This is a genomic window from Actinokineospora baliensis (assembly GCF_016907695.1).
Lineage (GTDB): Bacteria > Actinomycetota > Actinomycetes > Mycobacteriales > Pseudonocardiaceae > Actinokineospora > Actinokineospora baliensis.
In genome coordinates, this window is sequence record NZ_JAFBCK010000001.1 from 6,802,228 (window position 1) to 6,819,374 (window position 17,147).

General features: G+C 71.7%; 21 protein-coding genes. 6 read left to right on the forward strand and 15 right to left on the reverse strand.

Annotated elements, in window-relative coordinates; all coding sequences use genetic code 11:
• Positions 1-11: 11 nt before the first annotated feature.
• The 3 genes from JOD54_RS30145 to thyX all read right to left on the reverse strand — a co-directional run bounded on the left by JOD54_RS30145 (position 12) and on the right by thyX (position 2,687).
• Positions 12-1,478 carry a serine/threonine-protein kinase gene (locus JOD54_RS30145; protein WP_307860406.1) on the reverse strand — a complete coding sequence of 489 codons (1,467 nt, stop codon included), beginning with the start codon at positions 1,476-1,478 and terminating at the stop codon, positions 12-14.
• 63 nt (positions 1,479-1,541) lie between these two features.
• Positions 1,542-1,931, reverse strand: a complete 390-nt coding sequence (locus JOD54_RS30150; protein ID WP_204455332.1) for an ACT domain-containing protein — start codon at positions 1,929-1,931, stop codon at positions 1,542-1,544.
• Between the two features lie 3 nt (positions 1,932-1,934).
• On the reverse strand, positions 1,935-2,687 hold the full coding sequence (thyX, locus tag JOD54_RS30155) for an FAD-dependent thymidylate synthase (RefSeq protein WP_204455333.1): 753 nt from the start codon (positions 2,685-2,687) through the stop codon (positions 1,935-1,937).
• Between the two features lie 131 nt (positions 2,688-2,818).
• Between thyX and JOD54_RS30160 the strand changes: the two genes are divergently transcribed.
• Together JOD54_RS30160 and JOD54_RS30165 are read left to right on the forward strand one after the other, a co-directional pair.
• Entirely contained in the window at positions 2,819-3,325 is a 507-nt protein-coding gene (locus tag JOD54_RS30160) for a toxin-antitoxin system HicB family antitoxin (protein WP_204455334.1), read from the forward strand.
• Positions 3,322-4,200 carry a DUF4097 family beta strand repeat-containing protein gene (locus tag JOD54_RS30165; RefSeq protein ID WP_204455335.1) on the forward strand — a complete coding sequence of 293 codons (879 nt, stop codon included), beginning with the start codon at positions 3,322-3,324 and terminating at the stop codon, positions 4,198-4,200. Before JOD54_RS30160 ends, JOD54_RS30165 begins: the two co-directional genes overlap by 4 nt.
• 826 nt (positions 4,201-5,026) lie before the next feature.
• On the opposite strand, the gene JOD54_RS30170 is transcribed toward JOD54_RS30165, so the two are convergent.
• Entirely contained in the window at positions 5,027-6,235 is a 1,209-nt protein-coding gene (locus JOD54_RS30170) for a winged helix-turn-helix domain-containing protein (protein WP_204456842.1), read from the reverse strand.
• A gap of 89 nt (positions 6,236-6,324) precedes the next feature.
• Between JOD54_RS30170 and JOD54_RS30175 the strand changes: the two genes are divergently transcribed.
• The 3 genes from JOD54_RS30175 (at position 6,325) to JOD54_RS30185 (ending at position 8,326) form a co-directional block, all read left to right on the forward strand.
• A complete protein-coding gene (locus JOD54_RS30175) occupies positions 6,325-6,882 on the forward strand; it encodes a GNAT family N-acetyltransferase (RefSeq protein ID WP_204455336.1) in 558 nt (185 codons plus the stop codon).
• Positions 6,883-7,010: 128 nt separating this feature from the next.
• Positions 7,011-7,430: a hypothetical protein gene (locus tag JOD54_RS30180; protein WP_204455337.1), complete on the forward strand. Its 420-nt coding sequence runs from the start codon at positions 7,011-7,013 to the stop codon at positions 7,428-7,430.
• A 377-nt stretch (positions 7,431-7,807) separates the two neighbouring features.
• Positions 7,808-8,326 carry a YqaA family protein gene (locus tag JOD54_RS30185; protein WP_204455338.1) on the forward strand — a complete coding sequence of 173 codons (519 nt, stop codon included), beginning with the start codon at positions 7,808-7,810 and terminating at the stop codon, positions 8,324-8,326.
• Between the two features lie 4 nt (positions 8,327-8,330).
• On the opposite strand, the gene JOD54_RS30190 is transcribed toward JOD54_RS30185, so the two are convergent.
• From JOD54_RS30190 to JOD54_RS30205, 4 genes are all read right to left on the reverse strand, one after another.
• On the reverse strand, positions 8,331-8,546 hold the full coding sequence (locus JOD54_RS30190; RefSeq protein WP_204455339.1) for a DUF2277 family protein: 216 nt from the start codon (positions 8,544-8,546) through the stop codon (positions 8,331-8,333).
• A gap of 84 nt (positions 8,547-8,630) precedes the next feature.
• Positions 8,631-8,768 (reverse strand): hypothetical protein, encoded by a 138-nt coding sequence (locus tag JOD54_RS30195; protein WP_204455340.1) that lies wholly within the window; start codon positions 8,766-8,768, stop codon positions 8,631-8,633.
• Between the two features lie 50 nt (positions 8,769-8,818).
• Positions 8,819-9,295 carry a GyrI-like domain-containing protein gene (locus JOD54_RS30200; protein ID WP_204455341.1) on the reverse strand — a complete coding sequence of 159 codons (477 nt, stop codon included), beginning with the start codon at positions 9,293-9,295 and terminating at the stop codon, positions 8,819-8,821.
• A gap of 31 nt (positions 9,296-9,326) precedes the next feature.
• On the reverse strand, positions 9,327-9,995 hold the full coding sequence (locus tag JOD54_RS30205; RefSeq protein ID WP_204455342.1) for an alpha/beta fold hydrolase: 669 nt from the start codon (positions 9,993-9,995) through the stop codon (positions 9,327-9,329).
• A 72-nt stretch (positions 9,996-10,067) separates the two neighbouring features.
• Between JOD54_RS30205 and JOD54_RS30210 the strand changes: the two genes are divergently transcribed.
• Complete coding sequence (locus JOD54_RS30210; protein WP_204455343.1) at positions 10,068-10,577, forward strand: PP2C family serine/threonine-protein phosphatase; 510 nt, start codon at positions 10,068-10,070, stop codon at positions 10,575-10,577.
• On the opposite strand, the gene JOD54_RS30215 is transcribed toward JOD54_RS30210, so the two are convergent.
• From JOD54_RS30215 to JOD54_RS30245, 7 genes are all read right to left on the reverse strand, one after another.
• Positions 10,574-11,011: a tetratricopeptide repeat protein gene (locus JOD54_RS30215; RefSeq protein ID WP_204455344.1), complete on the reverse strand. Its 438-nt coding sequence runs from the start codon at positions 11,009-11,011 to the stop codon at positions 10,574-10,576. The two genes, JOD54_RS30210 and JOD54_RS30215, sit on opposite strands and share 4 nt — an antisense overlap.
• Positions 11,011-11,793 carry a 4-hydroxy-tetrahydrodipicolinate reductase gene (gene dapB / locus JOD54_RS30220; RefSeq protein WP_307860407.1) on the reverse strand — a complete coding sequence of 261 codons (783 nt, stop codon included), beginning with the start codon at positions 11,791-11,793 and terminating at the stop codon, positions 11,011-11,013. The genes JOD54_RS30215 and dapB overlap by 1 nt, the downstream gene beginning before the upstream one ends.
• Positions 11,790-13,115: a M16 family metallopeptidase gene (locus JOD54_RS30225; protein WP_204456846.1), complete on the reverse strand. Its 1,326-nt coding sequence runs from the start codon at positions 13,113-13,115 to the stop codon at positions 11,790-11,792. Before JOD54_RS30225 ends, dapB begins: the two co-directional genes overlap by 4 nt.
• Before the next feature lie 104 nt (positions 13,116-13,219).
• The gene (locus tag JOD54_RS30230) at positions 13,220-15,469 is read right to left on the reverse strand and encodes a polyribonucleotide nucleotidyltransferase (protein ID WP_204455345.1); all 2,250 of its coding nucleotides are present in this window, start codon (positions 15,467-15,469) and stop codon (positions 13,220-13,222) included.
• Positions 15,470-15,736: 267 nt separating this feature from the next.
• Positions 15,737-16,006, reverse strand: a complete 270-nt coding sequence (gene rpsO / locus JOD54_RS30235) for a 30S ribosomal protein S15 (protein ID WP_204455346.1) — start codon at positions 16,004-16,006, stop codon at positions 15,737-15,739.
• An 85-nt stretch (positions 16,007-16,091) separates the two neighbouring features.
• Complete coding sequence (locus tag JOD54_RS30240) at positions 16,092-16,634, reverse strand: 2'-5' RNA ligase family protein (protein WP_204455347.1); 543 nt, start codon at positions 16,632-16,634, stop codon at positions 16,092-16,094.
• On the reverse strand, positions 16,631-17,101 hold the full coding sequence (locus tag JOD54_RS30245) for an XRE family transcriptional regulator (protein ID WP_204455348.1): 471 nt from the start codon (positions 17,099-17,101) through the stop codon (positions 16,631-16,633). Before JOD54_RS30245 ends, JOD54_RS30240 begins: the two co-directional genes overlap by 4 nt.
• Positions 17,102-17,147: the final 46 nt, after the last annotated feature.

The window sequence follows — 17,147 nt, forward strand, 5'->3', positions numbered from 1 at the left end:
CAGGTAACGCCTCAGTTCGGCGACTCGACCTGGCTGCCGGTGATCTTCGCGCCGTTGGCCCGCAACAGGACGCAGTGCATCGTGTGGTCCCGCCCGGAGGAGGAATCTTTGGCGTCCCAGCTGTCCTGCGAAGGCAGGATGACGGCGTAGGTGAGGTCCTTCTTGTTGTCTTCCTTCACCCGCTCCGTGCTGAACAGCCAACCGCAGTAGGACTCGCCCAGCGCGTCCAGTTCGGACTTGCGGTAGCCCCACGGCGCCGACGAGCTCGACGGCTCGAGGGTGCCGAACACCTGGACCTGGAACACCTCGGCGCAGTCGTCGTTCGAGCTGAACGCGGTGCCCTTCTGCAGGACGCTGGTCGCGCAGTACCCGTCGGAGATGGAGAACTCCGGCAGGTCGCCCGCGTCGCCGCCGTAGGTGTACTTCGCGATCTGGCGGGGCTGCTCCTGCTCGGCGGGGGCGTTGAGCGCGGAGTTGAGGAAGTACCCGCCGACCGCGCCGAGCAGCAGCACGAGCACCGCAGCGATCGCCAGCACCTTGGACTTCGGCCGACCGGGCGGCAGCGGGGCGGGCGCCGTCGAGTTGGGGGTCGGGTAGTGCACCGCGCCCGCGGTCACCGCCGTGGGGCCCGTGGCCGGGCCGGTCGGGACGTAGGTGAGCAGGCCGTGCACCTGGGCCGAGGTGAGCCGCGCGGCGGGCGTGCCGATCATCAGGCCGCTGATCACCGAGGCCAGCGCGCCCTGCGCCCTGGTCAGGTGCGGCACCTCGGCGAGGATCGCGTGCATGGTGGCCGCGGTGGTGGGCCGCTCGAACGGGTTGTAGCCCTCGATGGCGTAGAACAGCACCGCGCCCAGCGCCCAGAGGTCCGAGCTCGCACCGGCCTCCTCGCCGCGGATCCGCTCGGGCGCCATGTAGGTCGGCGAGCCGATGAGCATGCCGCTGCTGGTCAGCCTCGGGTCGTCGAGCGACTGCGCGATGCCGAAGTCGGTGAGCTTCGCCCGGCCGTTCGCGGCGAGCATGATGTTGCTCGGCTTCACGTCGCGGTGCACGATCCCGGCCTGGTGGGCGGCTTCCAGCGCGGAGAGCAGCTGCTCGGCCAGCTTGGCGACCTGCGCGGCGGGCAGCGGACCGCGCTCGCGGACGATGTCCGACAGCGTCGGGGCCTGGATCAGCTCCATCACGATGTAGGTCGCCCCGGCCTCCTGGACGACGTCGAACACCGTCACCACGGCCGGGTCGTTGAGCCGACCCGCGGTGCGGGCCTCGCGCAGCACCCGCTCCTCGAACACCGCGCGCTCGTTGCCGGGCACCCCGTCCGGCAGGTGCAGTTCCTTGATCGCCACGTGCCGACCGATCATCCGGTCCTCGGCGAGCCACACCACGCCCATGCCGCCGCGGCCGAGCTCGTTGAGGATCGCGTAACGACCCGCCACCACCCGGGGTCCGTGCGCGACGGTGGGTCCCTGATCTTGCGACACCGGCAAACCTCCTCTGGCCGCGGGAATCCTAATGCGCCACCCCCGGGGGCGAGGACGAACCGGCTAACTCGTGTGCACGTCGTGACCGGCTTCGCGCAGTGCGGCCACCGCGCGGTCCAGGTCGGAATCGTGCACCAGCACGTGGTCGGTGTCGAAGGTGGACACCGCGAACAGCGGGACCCCGGCCGCGGCCAGCGACCCGGCGATCGAGGCCATGATGCCGGTGAGGGTGAACTCCAGCGGCCCGCGCACGGTCAGCAGCCGCCACCCCGCCTCCGAGCGGCCACCCGCCGGGGTCGCGCTCACGGTGGCGACCACGGACAGCTCGTCGGGGGTGCTGGTGACCGAGACCAGCCCGGCCGAGGTGAACAGCTCGGGGGCCACGGCGGTGCCCGGCTCGAACCGGGTTATCGCGTAGTCGCCCGCGACCACGTCGATGACGAGGCGGCGCACGGCTCAGCCCTCGGCGACGAGCGGGCTGGAGGCCACCTCGGTGCCGTCGGGCAACGCCGAGATGGTGAAGTCGGCGAACGCGTTGCCCGCGGCCTTCTGCAGCTGGCGCAGGCACTCGACGGCCAGCGCGCGGATCTCGACGTCGGCGTGCTCGGTGGCGCGCATGGCGATGAAGTGCCGCCACGCGCGGTAGTTGCCGGTGACCACGATGCGGGTCTCGGTGGCGTTGGGCAGGATCGCGCGGGCGGCCTGGCGGGCCTGCTTCTTGCGCAGGGTCGCGCTGGGCACGTCGGCGAACTTCTGCTCAAGGCCCGCGAGCAGCTCGTTGTAGGCGTCCTGCGCGGCCTGGGCGGCGGCGAGGAACTTGGCGTGCAGGTCCGGGTCGCCCGCGATGACGTCCGGCTCGACCATGGCCGCGGCCTTCTCCGGGACGTAGCGCTGCGAGAGCTGCGAGTAGGAGAAGTGCCGGTGCCGGATCAGCTCGTGGGTCAGCGACCGGGAGATGCCGGTGATGTAGAAGGAGACGCTGCCGTGCTCGAGCACCGACAGGTGGCCGACCTCGATGATGTGCCGGATGTAGCCCGCGTTGGTCGCCGTGGCCGGGTTCGGCTTGCGCCACGACTGGTAGCACGCGCGGCCCGCGAACTCGGCCAGCGCCTCGCCACCGTCGGCGTCGGTGGACCACGGCACGTCCGACGGCGCGAAGAACTCGGTCTTGGCGATGAGCTGCACCTTCGGCGACACCGTCTCGGTCACGTCCACGTCCTCTACTTCCGCGCGATCTGCTCGGCGCCACAGTAGTCCGGCATCCGGAGTAGCGGCGCGTGACATCAGATGACACCACGGTCCGGGTTGACTGATGTCGCGAATGACGTCATGGTGGTGTCATGGATCTGAGCAGCTACCTCACCACCCTGCGCGACGACCTGAGCACCACGGCGTCCGCGGGCGACGAGTCCACCCGGCGGGCGGCGGCGGTGCTGGCCGCGGCCCTGGAGCCCTCCGCCCGACTGGCGATCATGACCGCGCTGTCGGACCTGGCGGCGGAGGTGACCGCGCACCTGCCCGACCACGTGGTCGAGGTGCGCCTCGACGGCCGCGACGTGCGCGTGGTGGTCACCAAGACGACCCAGGCGCAGGCCGACCCGCCACCGCGCGCGGAGGAGGGCAAGTCGGAGTTCGGCGGCGACATGAGCCGGATGACGCTGCGCCTGTTCGACGAGCTCAAGGCGAAGGCGGAGCGGGCGGCGTCCTCGCAGGGGGTGTCGCTCAACACCTATGTGCAGCAGGCGCTGCAGGGTGCGCTCAGCGGGCACCGCAAGCACGGGGGTGGTCACCGAGCGGCGGACCCGGACAAGGGCGCCTCGCGAGTGCAGGGGTGGTACGGGGGATGAGCGAGACGCGCATGGAGCAGTTCACCACCGGCACCGACCCGGTGGAGATCACGGTCGCGACCGGGTCGGGCCGCATCGACGTCCGGCTGACCGACGAGGAGGGCATCGACGTCGAGGTCAGGCACGCCCCCGAGGACGCCAACCCCTGGGCGGACGGCATCACCAACCTGGTGTCGTGGTTCAGCACCCAGTTCGGCGAGGCCCCACCGCAGGACGCCGCCGCGGAGGCGGTGCGCCGCACCCGGGTCGAACTCGTCGGCGGCCGCCTGGTGGTGCGCTCGCCGAAGGAGCCGCAGCTGCGCGGGATCCCGATCGCGGTGACCGTGCGCGGCCCCGTCGGCTCCACGGTGTCGGCCCGCAGCGGCGCGGCGTCCATCAGGGTCACCGGCCTGGCCGACCGGGTCGACGTGACCACCGGCGCGGGCAGCGTCGACGTGGCCGAGTCCACCGGCGCCGTCCAGGCCACCAGCGGCACCGGCTCGGTGAAGATCGGCCCGGCCCCCGCGGGCGTCCAGGCCCGCACCGGCAGCGGCGAGGTGGAACTGGCCGCCATCGGCGGCCCCACCACGGTGACCACGGGCGGCGGCGACGTCTGGCTCGGCGCGGTCACCGGCGACGTCACCGTCCGCAGCGGCACCGGCGACATCACCGTCGCCGACGCGGCGGAGGGCACCCTCGAACTGACCACCGGCTCCGGCGCCCTGCGCATCGGCATCCGCCCCGGCTCCCCCGCCGAGGTCGACGTGTCCTCCGGATCCGGGGAAGCCCGCAGCGAACTCCCGCTGACCGACACCCGCCCCGAACAGCCCCCCGCCCTGCGGATCAAGGCCCGCACCGGCCTGGGCTCAGCCCTGGTCACCCCCGCGACCCGCTAGCCCCGCTCCGCCCCGAGTCCCCCCTGGCCCCTCAGCCCGGGGGGACTCGCCTATTCCCGCCCCCGCACGATCGTCGGCTCATACTCCTCATCCTCCAACGGCGTCCCGACCGGCCACCCTGGCCCCCGCCCCCCGATCACTTCCGTGCGCGGCACGGGAAGCACGAGTTCCCGGCTGTCCACAGTGGTTCTCTCCATCGAAAACCCCTCCGCCCGTTCATCCGTATCCAGCCAGGGTGCGGCCCACCCGCCCCCAGCGCCACCGGATTAACCACACCCAGGGATACCCCCCAGACCTCACCCCCCGCCAGCACACCCACCAGGTGGACACCCCCAGCCCCAGTTCAGAAGCCGCCGGTGCCAGCCCAGCCACCCGACTCCGACAGCATTGCCAGCCACTGGACACTCGGAAGCCGCCCACCCGAATGCTCGATGGGGCGGACTTGTTTTGCGTGGGGTGGCGGCAGTCGTAGCGTTGTGCGCGGACAGGGCCATGCTTTTCGGCCCCAGCTTTGCGGTCCTGCCACGGCTGGCGCAGGGGCCCCGCGCAAAACAAGTCCGCCCCATCGAGCACACCGCACCACCACGGGGCCAGCCCCGCCAGCCAGACCACCGCTCCCGGAAGCCGCTGGTGCCAGATGCTCGATGTGGTGGACCGACCCCGATGCCGCAGGCGAGGCGTCCCCGAAGCCGAAAGCCCCGAATCCCTTGCCGCACAAGATCACCTGCCGCAAGATCCCCCGAATACACAGCCTATCGAGGACCACCGACAAGTCGGCCGCGGCAACCGGAGCCTGTGCACAACTCACGCCATTGTGGACAAACCCTCACACCACCTTCCGCAGCGCCCCCGCCAATTCCCCCCGCTCCCCCACCACGACCCCCGCCAACCCCAACCACCGCGCCATCACACCCAACTCCGCCCCCAACTCCGACACCACCCGCCCCACATCACACCCGTCCTCCCCATACGCCCCCTGCACCCGCAGCACCCCCGCCGCGCGATCCGCCTTCAGATCAACCCGCGCCACCAATTCCCCGTCCAACAGGAACGGGAACACGTAATACCCGTACACCCGCTGCGCCTCAGGCACATAGATCTCGATCCGGTACCTGAACCCGAACAGCCGCTCCGCGCGGTCCCGTTCCCAGATCAGCGGGTCGAACGGGCACAACAACGCCCGCCCCTGCACCTTCCGGGGCGTCCGCGCGGACACGTGCCGGTACCCCACGTGCCGCCAGCCCGGTACGGACACCGGTTCCAGCAAGCCCTCTTCCACCAACTCCGCGACCGCGCGCTGCGACCGCGCCGGGTCGAGCCGGTAGTAGTCGCGCAGGTCCTTCTCCGTCCCGACCCCGTGCGCCACCGCCGCGCGCAGGGTCAACTGCCGCGCGGCTTCGTCGTCCGGTATGCGTGGGGCGGCCATCACCGCGGCGGGGAGGACACGCTCGGGGAGGTCGTACAGGCGTTGGAAGCCGACGCGGGTGGCGGTGGTCAGTTGGCCGGTGGCGAACAGGTATTCGCAGATGTGCTTGACGTCGGAGCGGTTCCACCAGCCGCCCTTGGCCCGGGGGACGGCGCCGCCGAGGGCGGTTTCGAGGGTTCCGGCGGCGACCGGGCCCAGGTCCTTCACCGTGGCCAGCACGTCGTCGACCAGGCCTGGGGACTGGGCGGCGATGCGGGACACGTGGCGGGCGTAGCGGGTCTCGTACTGGTCCATCCGCCAACGCAGCAGCGGCCAGTCCTCGACCGGGATCAGGCTCGCCTCGTGCGCCCAGAACTCGACCAGCAGGCGCGGGCGGCGGGCGGTGGGCGACCACGCGGCGTCGTCGACCAGGGACGTGGGGTAGGGGCCCAGGCGGGAGAACAGCGGCATGTAGTGGGCGCGGACGGCGACGTTGACGGAGTCCAGTTGCAGGAGCTGGACCCGGTCGAGGGCGCGCTGCAGGTGGCGGCGGGTGGGCACGCCGGTGGGGCGGGTGTCGGCGAAGCCCTGCGCGGCGAGGGCGGTGCGGCGGGCGGCCGACGGGGTCATCTGGATCACGGGTGGCTCCTGGTGGGTGGGACCACCCGATGCTCTCACCCGGCACCGACAGTCGCGGGCCATCCACTACCTTCAGCGCCATGGCCGAAGCCGCCGTGCGTGCCGCGGGTCCCGATGACGTCGCCGAGTTGGCCCGGGTGCAGGTGAGCACCTGGCAAACCGGGTTCGCGACCCTGCTTCCCCCCGATGTGCTGGCCGCGCTGGACGTCGAGGCCGCCGCGGCGGAGTTGGCGCGGGTGGTCGAGCAGGGGCCCGCGACGGTGCACGTGGCGACCGAGGCGCGTTGGCTGGTCGGTTTCTGCGTCGCCGGGCCGTCACCGGAGTCGGAGTCGGCGGGGGCCAACGACGTACCGGTGCCGGACGCGGAGACGGTCGCGCTGGTGGGAACGCTGCTGGTCGAGCCGAGGTGGGGTCGGCGCGGGCACGCGGGACGGCTGCTGGCGACCGCGTGCGCGGCGGCCGCGGCGGCGGGGATGACTCGGGGGATCTGCTGGGTGCCCGAACGCAGCCAGTCGCTGGTCGGGTTCTTCAAGCGCGCCGGGTGGGTGCCCGACGGGGTGGTGCGCACGCTCGACGCGGGCGGCATGCCGCTGCGCGAGGTCCGGCTGACCGGGCCGCTCGCGCTCGACCTGGTCTGAGGGCCCGCATACTGGTCCGCGACGGCTCCGGCCGGACCCACGCCGCCGCCGACCGAGGAAACCCCTTGTCGGCCGCGGTCTCGGAGCGGACCCGACCGGTCCGCGCGACACCAGCGGGGAACCGAACGATGACCGAACCGGTGCGCCACCACGGCGCGACACCCGAGATCAACGACCTCGCCGACTTCCTCGGCGCGCACACCGCGGCGCTGACCGAGGGCGAACTGTGTGCCCGCTTCGGCAACTGGGCCGCGCTGTGGGCGGAGTACCGCTCCGGCGAACGGATCGTCCCCTGGCACCTGCTGCACCGGGTGATCGACGACCAGGTCCCAGACCGCCTGCAGCGCCTGATCGCGGTGACCCAGGCCAGAACCCTCTACGACCGGGCCGAGGCCTCGGCCGCCCGGATCGAACTCGCGACCACACCCCCCGCCCGCCGCACCCTGGCGGTCACCGCGCTCGCCACCGCCCTCGCCGCCCTGATAGCCACCGGCCTCCTCCGGCGAACCCCCTTGCACCGCAAGGCAAGCCACCAGCCACAACAGTGACCGCCCGATCACGACAAGCAACGACTCGTGCCGCGTGCGGCCACTAGGCGATCACCTTCGCGCTGCGCGGCGCGCAACCGGCCGCGGCCGTGATCGCATGGCCGCAACAACCACCGCTGCGGGCATCGCGCGGTGTGCGGCAAGCGGCCACCGCCGTGATCACCGCGGCTCGCACCGAACACCGTTGCCCCGCAACGCACCCACCAACCCCCGACAGTAACCGCTCGGCCACTCTGCGCCGCGATTCCCCACCGGGGCGGTCATCGCGGTAGCGGGACGGGTGCGGGCAGGGGGTGGTGTGGACAACTTGAGCAGGCCTGGTCGGGTTCTCAGGTACCGTCGGTGCGGGTTTTGTTGATGATGGAGGGGGGTGCCTCGTGCTGGGTTGGCTCTGCGTGACCTTCGGTGTCGCTTTCAGCTCCGCGCTGGTGCCCCTCGTCAGCGTCGAGCTGTTCGTCCTCGGTCTGGCCGCGCAGGAGCCGCAGGTGCACTGGCTGGCGCTGGGCGCGGTGGTCGCCGTGGCGCAGGTGCTGGGCAAGCTGCTGTTCTACTTCGCCGCCCGCGGTTGGATCCGCTTACCGGCGTTCCTGCACCGCCACCACGACCGGGAGCGGCCGATGACGCCGCGCCGGGCGCGCTGGGAGGTGCGCACCAAGCGGCTGCGCGACTGGGTCGCCGAGATCCGGGAGCGCTGCGAACGCCACCCGGGCTGGCTGTACGGCACCTACAGCGTCAGCTCCGTCGTCGGCATGCCGCCGTTCATGGCCATGGTCGTGCTCGCGGGCCTGGTGCGGATGCGGCTGTCGGCGTTCATCGGTGTCGGGCTGCTCGGGCGGTTCATCCGCTTCAGCGCGTTAGCCGCCTCGCCCGCCCTGTTCGCGGGCTGGTTCCTCTAGGCGGCTACTGCTTGGCGCCGCGCACCACGAGCCGGTCCAGCAGTTCCTGGGTCGCCGCGGTCACCGCGTCCACCGCCGCTTCGAACGCCTCGGCGTTGTGCGGCGCGGGGGCCCGGAAACCGGAGATCTTGCGCACGTACTGCAGCGCGGCCGCCCGGACATCGTCGTCGGCCACGTCGTCGACGAAGGGGGCGCGGAGGGTCTTGATGCTTCGGCACATGGCCCCATCATGCCCCCGGTCACCGACGAACGCCGAGGCGCAGGACGACCGGTGGGGGCCGGGACACCCCGGCCCCCACCGGCGCTAGTCCTGCTCGGACTCCTCCGCCTCGTAGGCGCACCCTGGCGCGCCGACGTCGTGCAGTTCCCGTCGGCCGGGGATGTCGGAGTAGGCCGGGCAACGGCAGACCCCGGTGGAGTCCTCGACTTCGAATGTGCTCACGATCCGCGTTCTCCGATCGGTGACGACCGCGACATGGTAGTCCGAGCGGATCAGTCGCGTACGCGGTATGCGACCTCGGTGCGCCAGTCGGCCGGGTCGGGGGTCACCGCGGGGTCGCTGAGGTAGGACTCGAACCGGCCCGCCCAGACACCGTCGGTGACGTCGAAGTCGACGCCGGTCTCCTCGGCCCACGCGTCGAGCGCGGCGAAGGTCTCGCGGATCCGGTCCGGGTGCCCCTCGTGCATCAGCACCGCATACCGACCAGCGGGTTTGCTTCCCGCGACCACTCGCCCGTCACCCTCGACCGCGGTGGGCACCGGCACGCCGACCTCGACGTCGATCACGTCCTCGGCGACCGAGTGGTAGCGGTAGAACAGGGCACCCGCGGGTGCGATGTCACGCTCGGTGATCCAGCCGTAGACCTCGCCGATGAGCGCGTTGACCCTGCCCCACTCGGCCAGGCTCGCCTGGGTGCGGAGGGAGACGTACGGCTGCTCGGGCCTGGTCTCTATGGCGGGCTGCTGCAAAGGAACTCCTATAGTCGTGCGGAACTGGGCATCACGACCCGATGTCCACCAACGCGCGCACGAGGCCCTCGGGGTTGGCCAGGGCGGCCAGGTGCCCGCCCGCGATCTCCACCGGTTCGATGCCCAACCGCGTCCGCAGCAGCTCCCGCTGGAACTCGATCGGGAACAACCGGTCCCCCGCGCTCGCGACCGCGCTCGTCGGCACGTCCGGCCACCCGTCGAGCGACCACGGCTTCTCGAACGGCGTGCCGGACTGCTCCAGCGACTCGTCCCGCAGCGACTCGGGGATGTCGTGCAGGAAGACCTCCACCGGGTCGAACTCGCGGTCCGGGTCCCGGCCCTCCCGCACGTCGTTGGCCCGCATGGCCGCCGAGGACCCGGAGGTGCGCCACCACTGGTCGCCGGTCTCCCCCGCCAGCGGCACCATGGCGTTGAGCAGCACGATCCGCCGCACCGGCACCCGGGTAGCCACGATCGGCGCGGTGAACCCGGCCATCGACTGGGCCACCAGCACCAGGTCCGAGTACCCGCGCACCGCGTCCACCACGACGTCGGCGTACTCGTCGAACCCCGCCGAGTCGTCCGCGCACGGCAGGTCCGGCGTGATCACGTCGTGCCCGTGCCCGCGCAGCAACGGCACCACCAACTTCCAGTGCCGCGAGTCGGACGCCGCACCGGGCAGCAGGACGTAGGTCGTCATGCGGGCCAGGCTAACCCGGGGGTCCGACAAATCGGTCCACTCCAGCCACCGGCACGGCCCTAACCTGGGGCCGTGGAGTGGGAGTGGACGTGGCCCCGGCCCGACTGGGTGGCGGCGCGGTACGTGGCGGTCGCGGTCGGCCTACTCGCCGTCGCGGCGCTCGTGGGGTTGGTGGCGGGGTTCGGGAGCGGTCTCTGGGCGGGCCTGGTCGCCGGGTTCGTGGCGCTCGTGGCGGGGCTGGCGTTGTACCTGCGCTGGCGGCTCATGAAGTACTCGCAGGAGGTGGTGTGGGCACGGCTGGCACCACCGCTGGAACCGACACACGTCGAGTTCCGCCGCCACAACGGCACCACGGGGACCCGGTCGTTCACCGCGTGCACGCACATGGACGTCCGCTACACCCGGAACCTCGGCGATTCCGAGCCGTTCGAGGCCAAAGCCCTGCTGCACTCGGGCGACGAGTCGCTGCGACTGCGCACGATCGCCTATTCGCCCGAGCTCGCGGCCTGGGTCCGCCGCATCCGCGAAGCCGGGCTGCCGGTGTCGGAGGAGACGCGCATCGAGCGCCCGGACAGCACCTAGTCGGCGAGCTCCAAGGCCTTGCGCATGGAGTCGCGGGCTCGGCCGCGGTCACCGGCGACGTCATAGGCGACGGCCAGGCGGTACCAAGAGCGCCAGTCTTCTGGCGCGGCTTCGGTCTCGGCGCGGAACTGCTCGAAGAACTCGTCCGCCGCCGCCCGGTCGACCCGACCCGACGGCGTGCGAGGTAGCTCCGAGGTGTCCGGCAGCCCCTCTTCCTCGGCCAGTCGCCGCCCCAACTCCTGGGTGCGGACGCCGAAGCGGAGGGTGGACCACACGACCCAGGCGCCGACCAGCGGCAACAGGACCACGCCGACCCCGAGGCCCAGCGCCACCGGGGAGCCGTCGCGGAACAGGGCCACCGCGCGACCGCCGAGCAGGACGAAGTAGACGACCAGCACGGCGGTCAGCAGCAGCGACACCGAACGCGCGGACATCACAGGTCCAGCAGGTTTTCCAGGCCGACGACCAGACCGGAGTGGCCGAGGATGGCCCGCACCCCGTGCAGCACACCGGGCATGAAGGACTTGCGGTCCAACGAGTCGTGCCGGATGGTCAGCGTCTCGCCCTCGCCGCCGAAGAGCACCTCCTGGTGCGCCACCAGGCCGCCGAGCCGCACCGAGTGCACCCGCACCCCCTCGACCGAGGCGCCGCGGGCACCGTCCACCTCGGACGTCGTCGCGTCCGGGACCGCGCCGAGCCCGGCGGCCGCACGGGCCTGGGCGATCAGCCCGGCGGTGTGCGCCCCGGTGCCGGACGGGGCGTCGGCCTTGCGGTTGTGGTGCAGTTCGATGATCTCCACGGTGTCGTAGTACTTCGCCGCGAGCTGGGCGAAGCGCATCGACAGCACCGCGCCCAGGGCGAAGTTCGGCGCGACGAGCACCCCGAGCTCCGGCTTGGGCTCCAGCCACTGCCGCACCGTGTCGAGCTTGGCCGCGTCGAACCCGGAGGTGCCCACGACCGCGCTGATGTCGTGGTCGACGCAGAACCGCAGGTTCTCCATGACCACGTCGGGGTGGGTGAAGTCGACGACCACCTCGGCCCCGGCGTCGGCCAGGTCGAAGGTCCAGTCGCCGGAGTCGACCATGGCGACGACCTCCATGTCGTCGGCCGCCTCCACCGCGGCGCACACCTCGGCGCCCATCCGGCCGCGGGCACCGAGGACACCGACCCGGATCGGGTTGTCGGCCGAGCGGGTGGGGGGAACGGAGCTCGTCACGTGCTCACCTCGTGCAGTTGGACCGGAACGTCGTCGGTGTGAGCGTAGGGGCCGACCACGGCCGCGGCGAGGGGCCGGGCCAGCAGGTCCCGCGCGAGCGCCGCGACGTCCTCGGCGGTGACCCCGGCGTAGCGGTCCAGGGTCTGCTCGACGGTGAGGTAGTCGCCGTAGGCGAGCTCACCCTTGCCGATGCGCGACATCCGGGAGCTGGTGTCCTCCAGGCCGAGCACGAGCCCGCCGCGCAGGCTCCCCTTGGCGCGGGCCACTTCCGCGTCGGAGAACCCGTCCTTGGCGACCTCGCGCAGCACCTCGCGGATCACGCCCGCGACCTCGCCGAGCCGATCCGGTTGGCACCCGGTGTAGATGGACAGGTGACCGGTGTCGGCGTACGCGGCCACCGACGAGTACACCTGGTACGCGAGCCCGCGCTTCTCCCGGACCTCTTGGAACAAGCGGGAGCTCATGCCCCCGCCGAGCGCGGCGTTGAGGACGCTCAAGGTGAACCGGCGGTCGTCGTGCCGGTCGAGCGCGCGCACGCCGAGCATCATGTGCGCCTGCTCGGTGTCGTCGGTGTGCAGCACCAGGCGGGGCGCGGAGCCGAGCCTGGCCCGCCCGGTGCGCGGCGCGAGGGGCAAGCGGTCGCCGGTGAGCCGGTCGCGCAAAGCCTTGCGCACCAGGGTGAGCACTGTGCGGTGGTTCACGTTGCCCGCCACGGCCAGGACCATCCGCGGCATGGTGTAGCGGCGGCGGTAGAACCCGTTGAGGGCGGTGCGGGTCATCGCGGTGATCGACTGCTCGCTGCCGAGGACCGGGCGGCCCAGCGGGTGGTCGGCCATCAGCGCGGTGCAGAACGCGTCGTGCAGCAGGTCCTCGGGGTCGTCGTCGCGCATGGCGATCTCCTCGAGCACCACCCCGCGCTCGGTCTCCACGTCGGACTCCGCGCACACGGCGTCGAAGACCACATCGGACACCAGGTCGATGGCCAGCGGCAGGTCCTCGTCGAGCACGTGCGCGTAGTAGCAGGTGTGCTCCTTGGCGGTGAACGCGTTGAGCTCACCGCCGACGGCGTCGATCTCCTCGGCGATCCCGGCGGCCGTGCGGCGCGCGGTCCCCTTGAACAGCAGGTGTTCGAGGTAGTGCGCGGCACCGGCGACCGAGCTCGGCTCGTCGCGGGAACCGACCTGGACCCAGATGCCGACCGAGGCGGAGCGGACGCCTGGCACCCGCTCGGTGATCACCCGCAGGCCGCCGGGCAGCAGCGTGCGCCGGACCTCGGTGTCGCCGTCGCGCTCGAGCAGCACGGTGCTGCCGGGCTTCTGCAGGTGACCCGGTACGCGCCGGGTCGCGGTGGCCGGGGTGGCGGGGCGGGGTGCGGAACGGCCGCGGGCGCCGTGGGCGCCCGCGGCCGTCACCGGGGAACTGGGACTCACTGGGCGGGAGCCACCTCGGCCTCGGCGGGCGCGGCGGCACCGTTGTCCGAGCCGCCCGCGCTGTCCTCCTCGCTGACCAGCACCAGGCTGATCTTGCCGCGCTGGTCGATGTCGGCGATCTCCACCCGGAGCTTGTCGCCGACCTTGACCACGTCCTCGACCTTGTTGACCCGCTTGCCGTTGCCCAGCTTGGAGATGTGCACCAAGCCGTCCTTGCCCGGCAGCAGCGAGACGAACGCGCCGAAGGCGGCTGTCTTGACGACCGTGCCCAAGAACCGCTCGCCGACCTTGGGCAGCTGCGGGTTGGCGATCGCGTTGATCAGGCCGATCGCGGCCTCGGCGGACGGGCCGTCCGCGGCACCGACGTAGATGGTGCCGTCGTCCTCGATGGAGATGTCCGCACCGGTCTGCTCGGTGATCGAGTTGATCATCTTGCCCTTCGGGCCGATGACCTCGCCGATCTTGTCGACCGGGATCTTCACCGAGGTCACCCGCGGCGAGTAGGGGCTCATCTCGTCCGGGCCGTCGATGGCCTCGGCCATGACCTCCAGGATGGTGTGGCGCGCGTCGCGGGCCTGGCCGAGCGCCTGCGCCAGCACGTCGGACGGGATGCCGTCGAGCTTGGTGTCCAGCTGCAGCGCGGTCACGAAGTCCTTGGTGCCCGCGACCTTGAAGTCCATGTCGCCGAAGGCGTCCTCGGCGCCGAGGATGTCGGTCAGCGCGACGTACTCGGTCTTGCCGTCGACCTCATCGGACACCAGACCCATCGCGATGCCCGACACCGGCGCCTTGAGCGGCACACCGGCGTTGAGCAGCGACATGGTGGACGCGCAGACCGAGCCCATCGAGGTGGAACCGTTCGAGCTCAACGCCTCCGACACCTGGCGGATGGCGTAGGGGAACTCGTCGCGCTTGGGCAGCACCGGCGCCAGCGCGCGCTCGGCGAGCGCGCCGTGGCCGATCTCGCGCCGCTTCGGCGAACCGACGCGGCCGGTCTCACCGGTGGAGAACGGCGGGAAGTTGTAGTGGTGCATGTAGCGCTTGTGCGTCTCGGGCGAGAGCGAGTCGATCTGCTGCTCGAGGCGCAGCATGTTCAGCGTGGTGACACCCAGGATCTGGGTCTCGCCGCGCTCGAACAGCGCCGAGCCGTGCGCCCGCGGGATCAGCGCGACCTCGGCGCCAAGACCGCGGATGTCGGTGAGGCCGCGGCCGTCGATGCGGACCTTGTCGCGCAGGATCCGCTGGCGCACCAGCTTCTTGTTCAGCGACCGGAACGCGGCGCCGATCTCCTTCTCGCGGCCGTCGAAGGCACCGCCCTCGACCGCGCCGACCTTCTCCAGCACCAGGGCCTTGACCTCGTCGATGCGGGACTCGCGCTCCTGCTTGTCGCCGATGGTCAGCGCGGCGGCGAGCTCGTCGCTCACGGCGGACTCGACCGCGGCGAAGGCGTCGGGCTGGTAGGCCGGGAACGTCGGGTACGGGCGGGTCTCCTTGGCGGCGACCGCGGCGAGCTGGGCCTGCGCCTCGCACAGGACCTTGATGAACGGCTTGGCGGCCTCCAGACCCGCGGCGACGACCTCCTCGGTCGGGGCCTGCGCGCCGTCGGCGACCAGTTCGATCACGTTCTCGGTGGCCTCGGCCTCGACCATCATGATCGCGACATCATCACCGACGACGCGACCGGCGACGACCATGTCGAACACGGCGGTCTTGAGCTGCTCGTGGGTCGGGAAGGCGACCCACTGGCCGCCGATGAGCGCGACCCGCACGCCGCCGATCGGACCGGAGAACGGCAGGCCCGCGAGCTGGGTGGAGGCGGAGGCGGCGTTGATGGCCACCACGTCGTAGAGGTCCTGCGGGTTGAGGCTCTGCACGGTGATGACGACCTGGATCTCGTTGCGCAGGCCGTCCACGAAGGACGGGCGCAGCGGCCGGTCGATGAGCCTGCAGGTGAGGATCGCGTCGGTGGACGGGCGACCCTCGCGGCGGAAGAACGCGCCGGGGATGCGACCCACGGCGTACATGCGCTCCTCGACGTCCACCGTCAGCGGGAAGAAGTCGAACTGGTCCTTCGGCTGCTTGGAGGCGGTGGTCGCCGAGAGCAGCATGGTCTCCTCGTCGAGGTAGGCCACGACGCTGCCCGCCGCTTGGCGGGCGAGGCGGCCGGTCTCGAAGCGGACGGTGCGCGTGCCGTAGGAACCGTTGTCGATGACGGCCGTGGTCTCGTGCACAGCGATGTCGGTCATGTAGGGAAGACTCCTCGTCGTCAGGCCAGCGCGCTGCCCGGGCACGGGGTCGCGGTTCATGACGAGGCCGGTCTTCGATCGAAGTCCCCGGAGCCCTCTCGGCTCAGCGGGAACCACTACCGAGGACCGGCGAACTGGTCCCGTGACGCGCGTCGTGCTGCCTGTGTGGTTCGCCCGCGGGGTACCGGTGTCCGGCCCGCGCGGGGTGGTTTGCTGGTTATGTGCCCGGGGGGAGCGGCTTGGCGGCCACTCCCCCCGGGGTTCGAGCTATCGGCGCAGGCCGAGCCGCTGGATCAGCGACCGGTAGCGCTCGATGTCCACCTTGGTCAGGTAGTTCAGCAGCCGCCTGCGACGACCGACCAGCAGCAGCAGTCCGCGCCGCGAGTGGTGGTCGTGCTTGTGCTGCTTGAGGTGCTCGGTGAGGTCCTTGATGCGCTTGGTCAGCAGCGCGATCTGGGCCTCGGGGGATCCGGTGTCCGAGTCGTGCACGCCGTACTCGGCAAGGATCGTCTTCTTCTGCTCGGTGGACAGAGCCACTCGTCAACTCCTCGGTGGTGCCTGTGCCGTGAGGGGGAAGTCGGTATCGGCCGCCACGGACCGCAGCCGTACCCAAACACCAAGGTTAGCACCCCGCTATCGGAGCGCTCGTGGTGAGCAGGGGCACGCGGCCCAGTGGGGTGTAGTCCCCGCGGTGGCTGGCGTAGAGCACCAGCTCGCTGGGAACCCACTCCGGTCCCTGGTATCCCCGCAGCTCAGCCGCCAGGTCCAGGCCTCCGGCGGTCTCGGCGGACCACCGGGCGACGGTGACGTGCGGCGTGTAGTCGGGGTGGCCGCCGAGCTGGTGCTCAGCCGCCTCCGCCAGGGTACGCAAGTCCACCGGATCGGGGGTAGCGATTTTCAGCAGGCACACCCCGGCGAAGGTGCCCGACCCGCTCATCCGCAGCCGCGGCGCGGGCAGTCCCGCCACCCGGTCGGTCAGCCGGGCCAGGCGCCACTCGGGGTCGCTCTCGCCGTAGTAGGCGGTGGTGACGTGCCACAGCCGCCGCGGCGTGGGGCGCACGCCCGGCGGCGGGGCGGGCAGGTGCGCGGCGAGGTGGTCGGCGACCTGGTCGGGCAGCGCGAAGGCGGAGAACAGCCGCACCGGGTGGTGGTCGGAGCGCCTCACGCGCGCTTTCCGGCGCGCCGCAACAGGTCGGCCAGGTCGGGGAAGCGGTCGTCGAGCAGCCCGGCGGCCTCGGTGAGGTCGTCGGCGGTGGCCAGCCTGCGCAGTGCGAGGATGGCGCTGCGGCCGACGTCGACGGGCAGGTTATCCCTGGTCACGGCCGGTTTGGAGGCGCGGACGTCGTCGAGGGCGCGCTGCAGGGCCTCGCGGCGGCCGGAGGCGACCTCGGGGGTGAGGATCTTGCGCTCGAGCATGATCAGCCTGGCCAGCACCGCAGGGTTGCCGATCTTGGCCCGGCGCCCGCTCATCACCTGGCTGAGCATCGGGGCGCTGATGCCGAGGACATCGGCCAGGTTGGCCTGGGAGACGTCGAAGGCCACCACGAGCCTGCGCACCCGGTCCCCGAGGGGTTCGCCGTACCACTCCCGCTGCAACGCGATGTTGCGTTGGACGATCTTGTGGTCCTCCACCCGCGCCTCTCCCCTAGTGCCCGACCGGTCCCCCCTGACCTCGGGA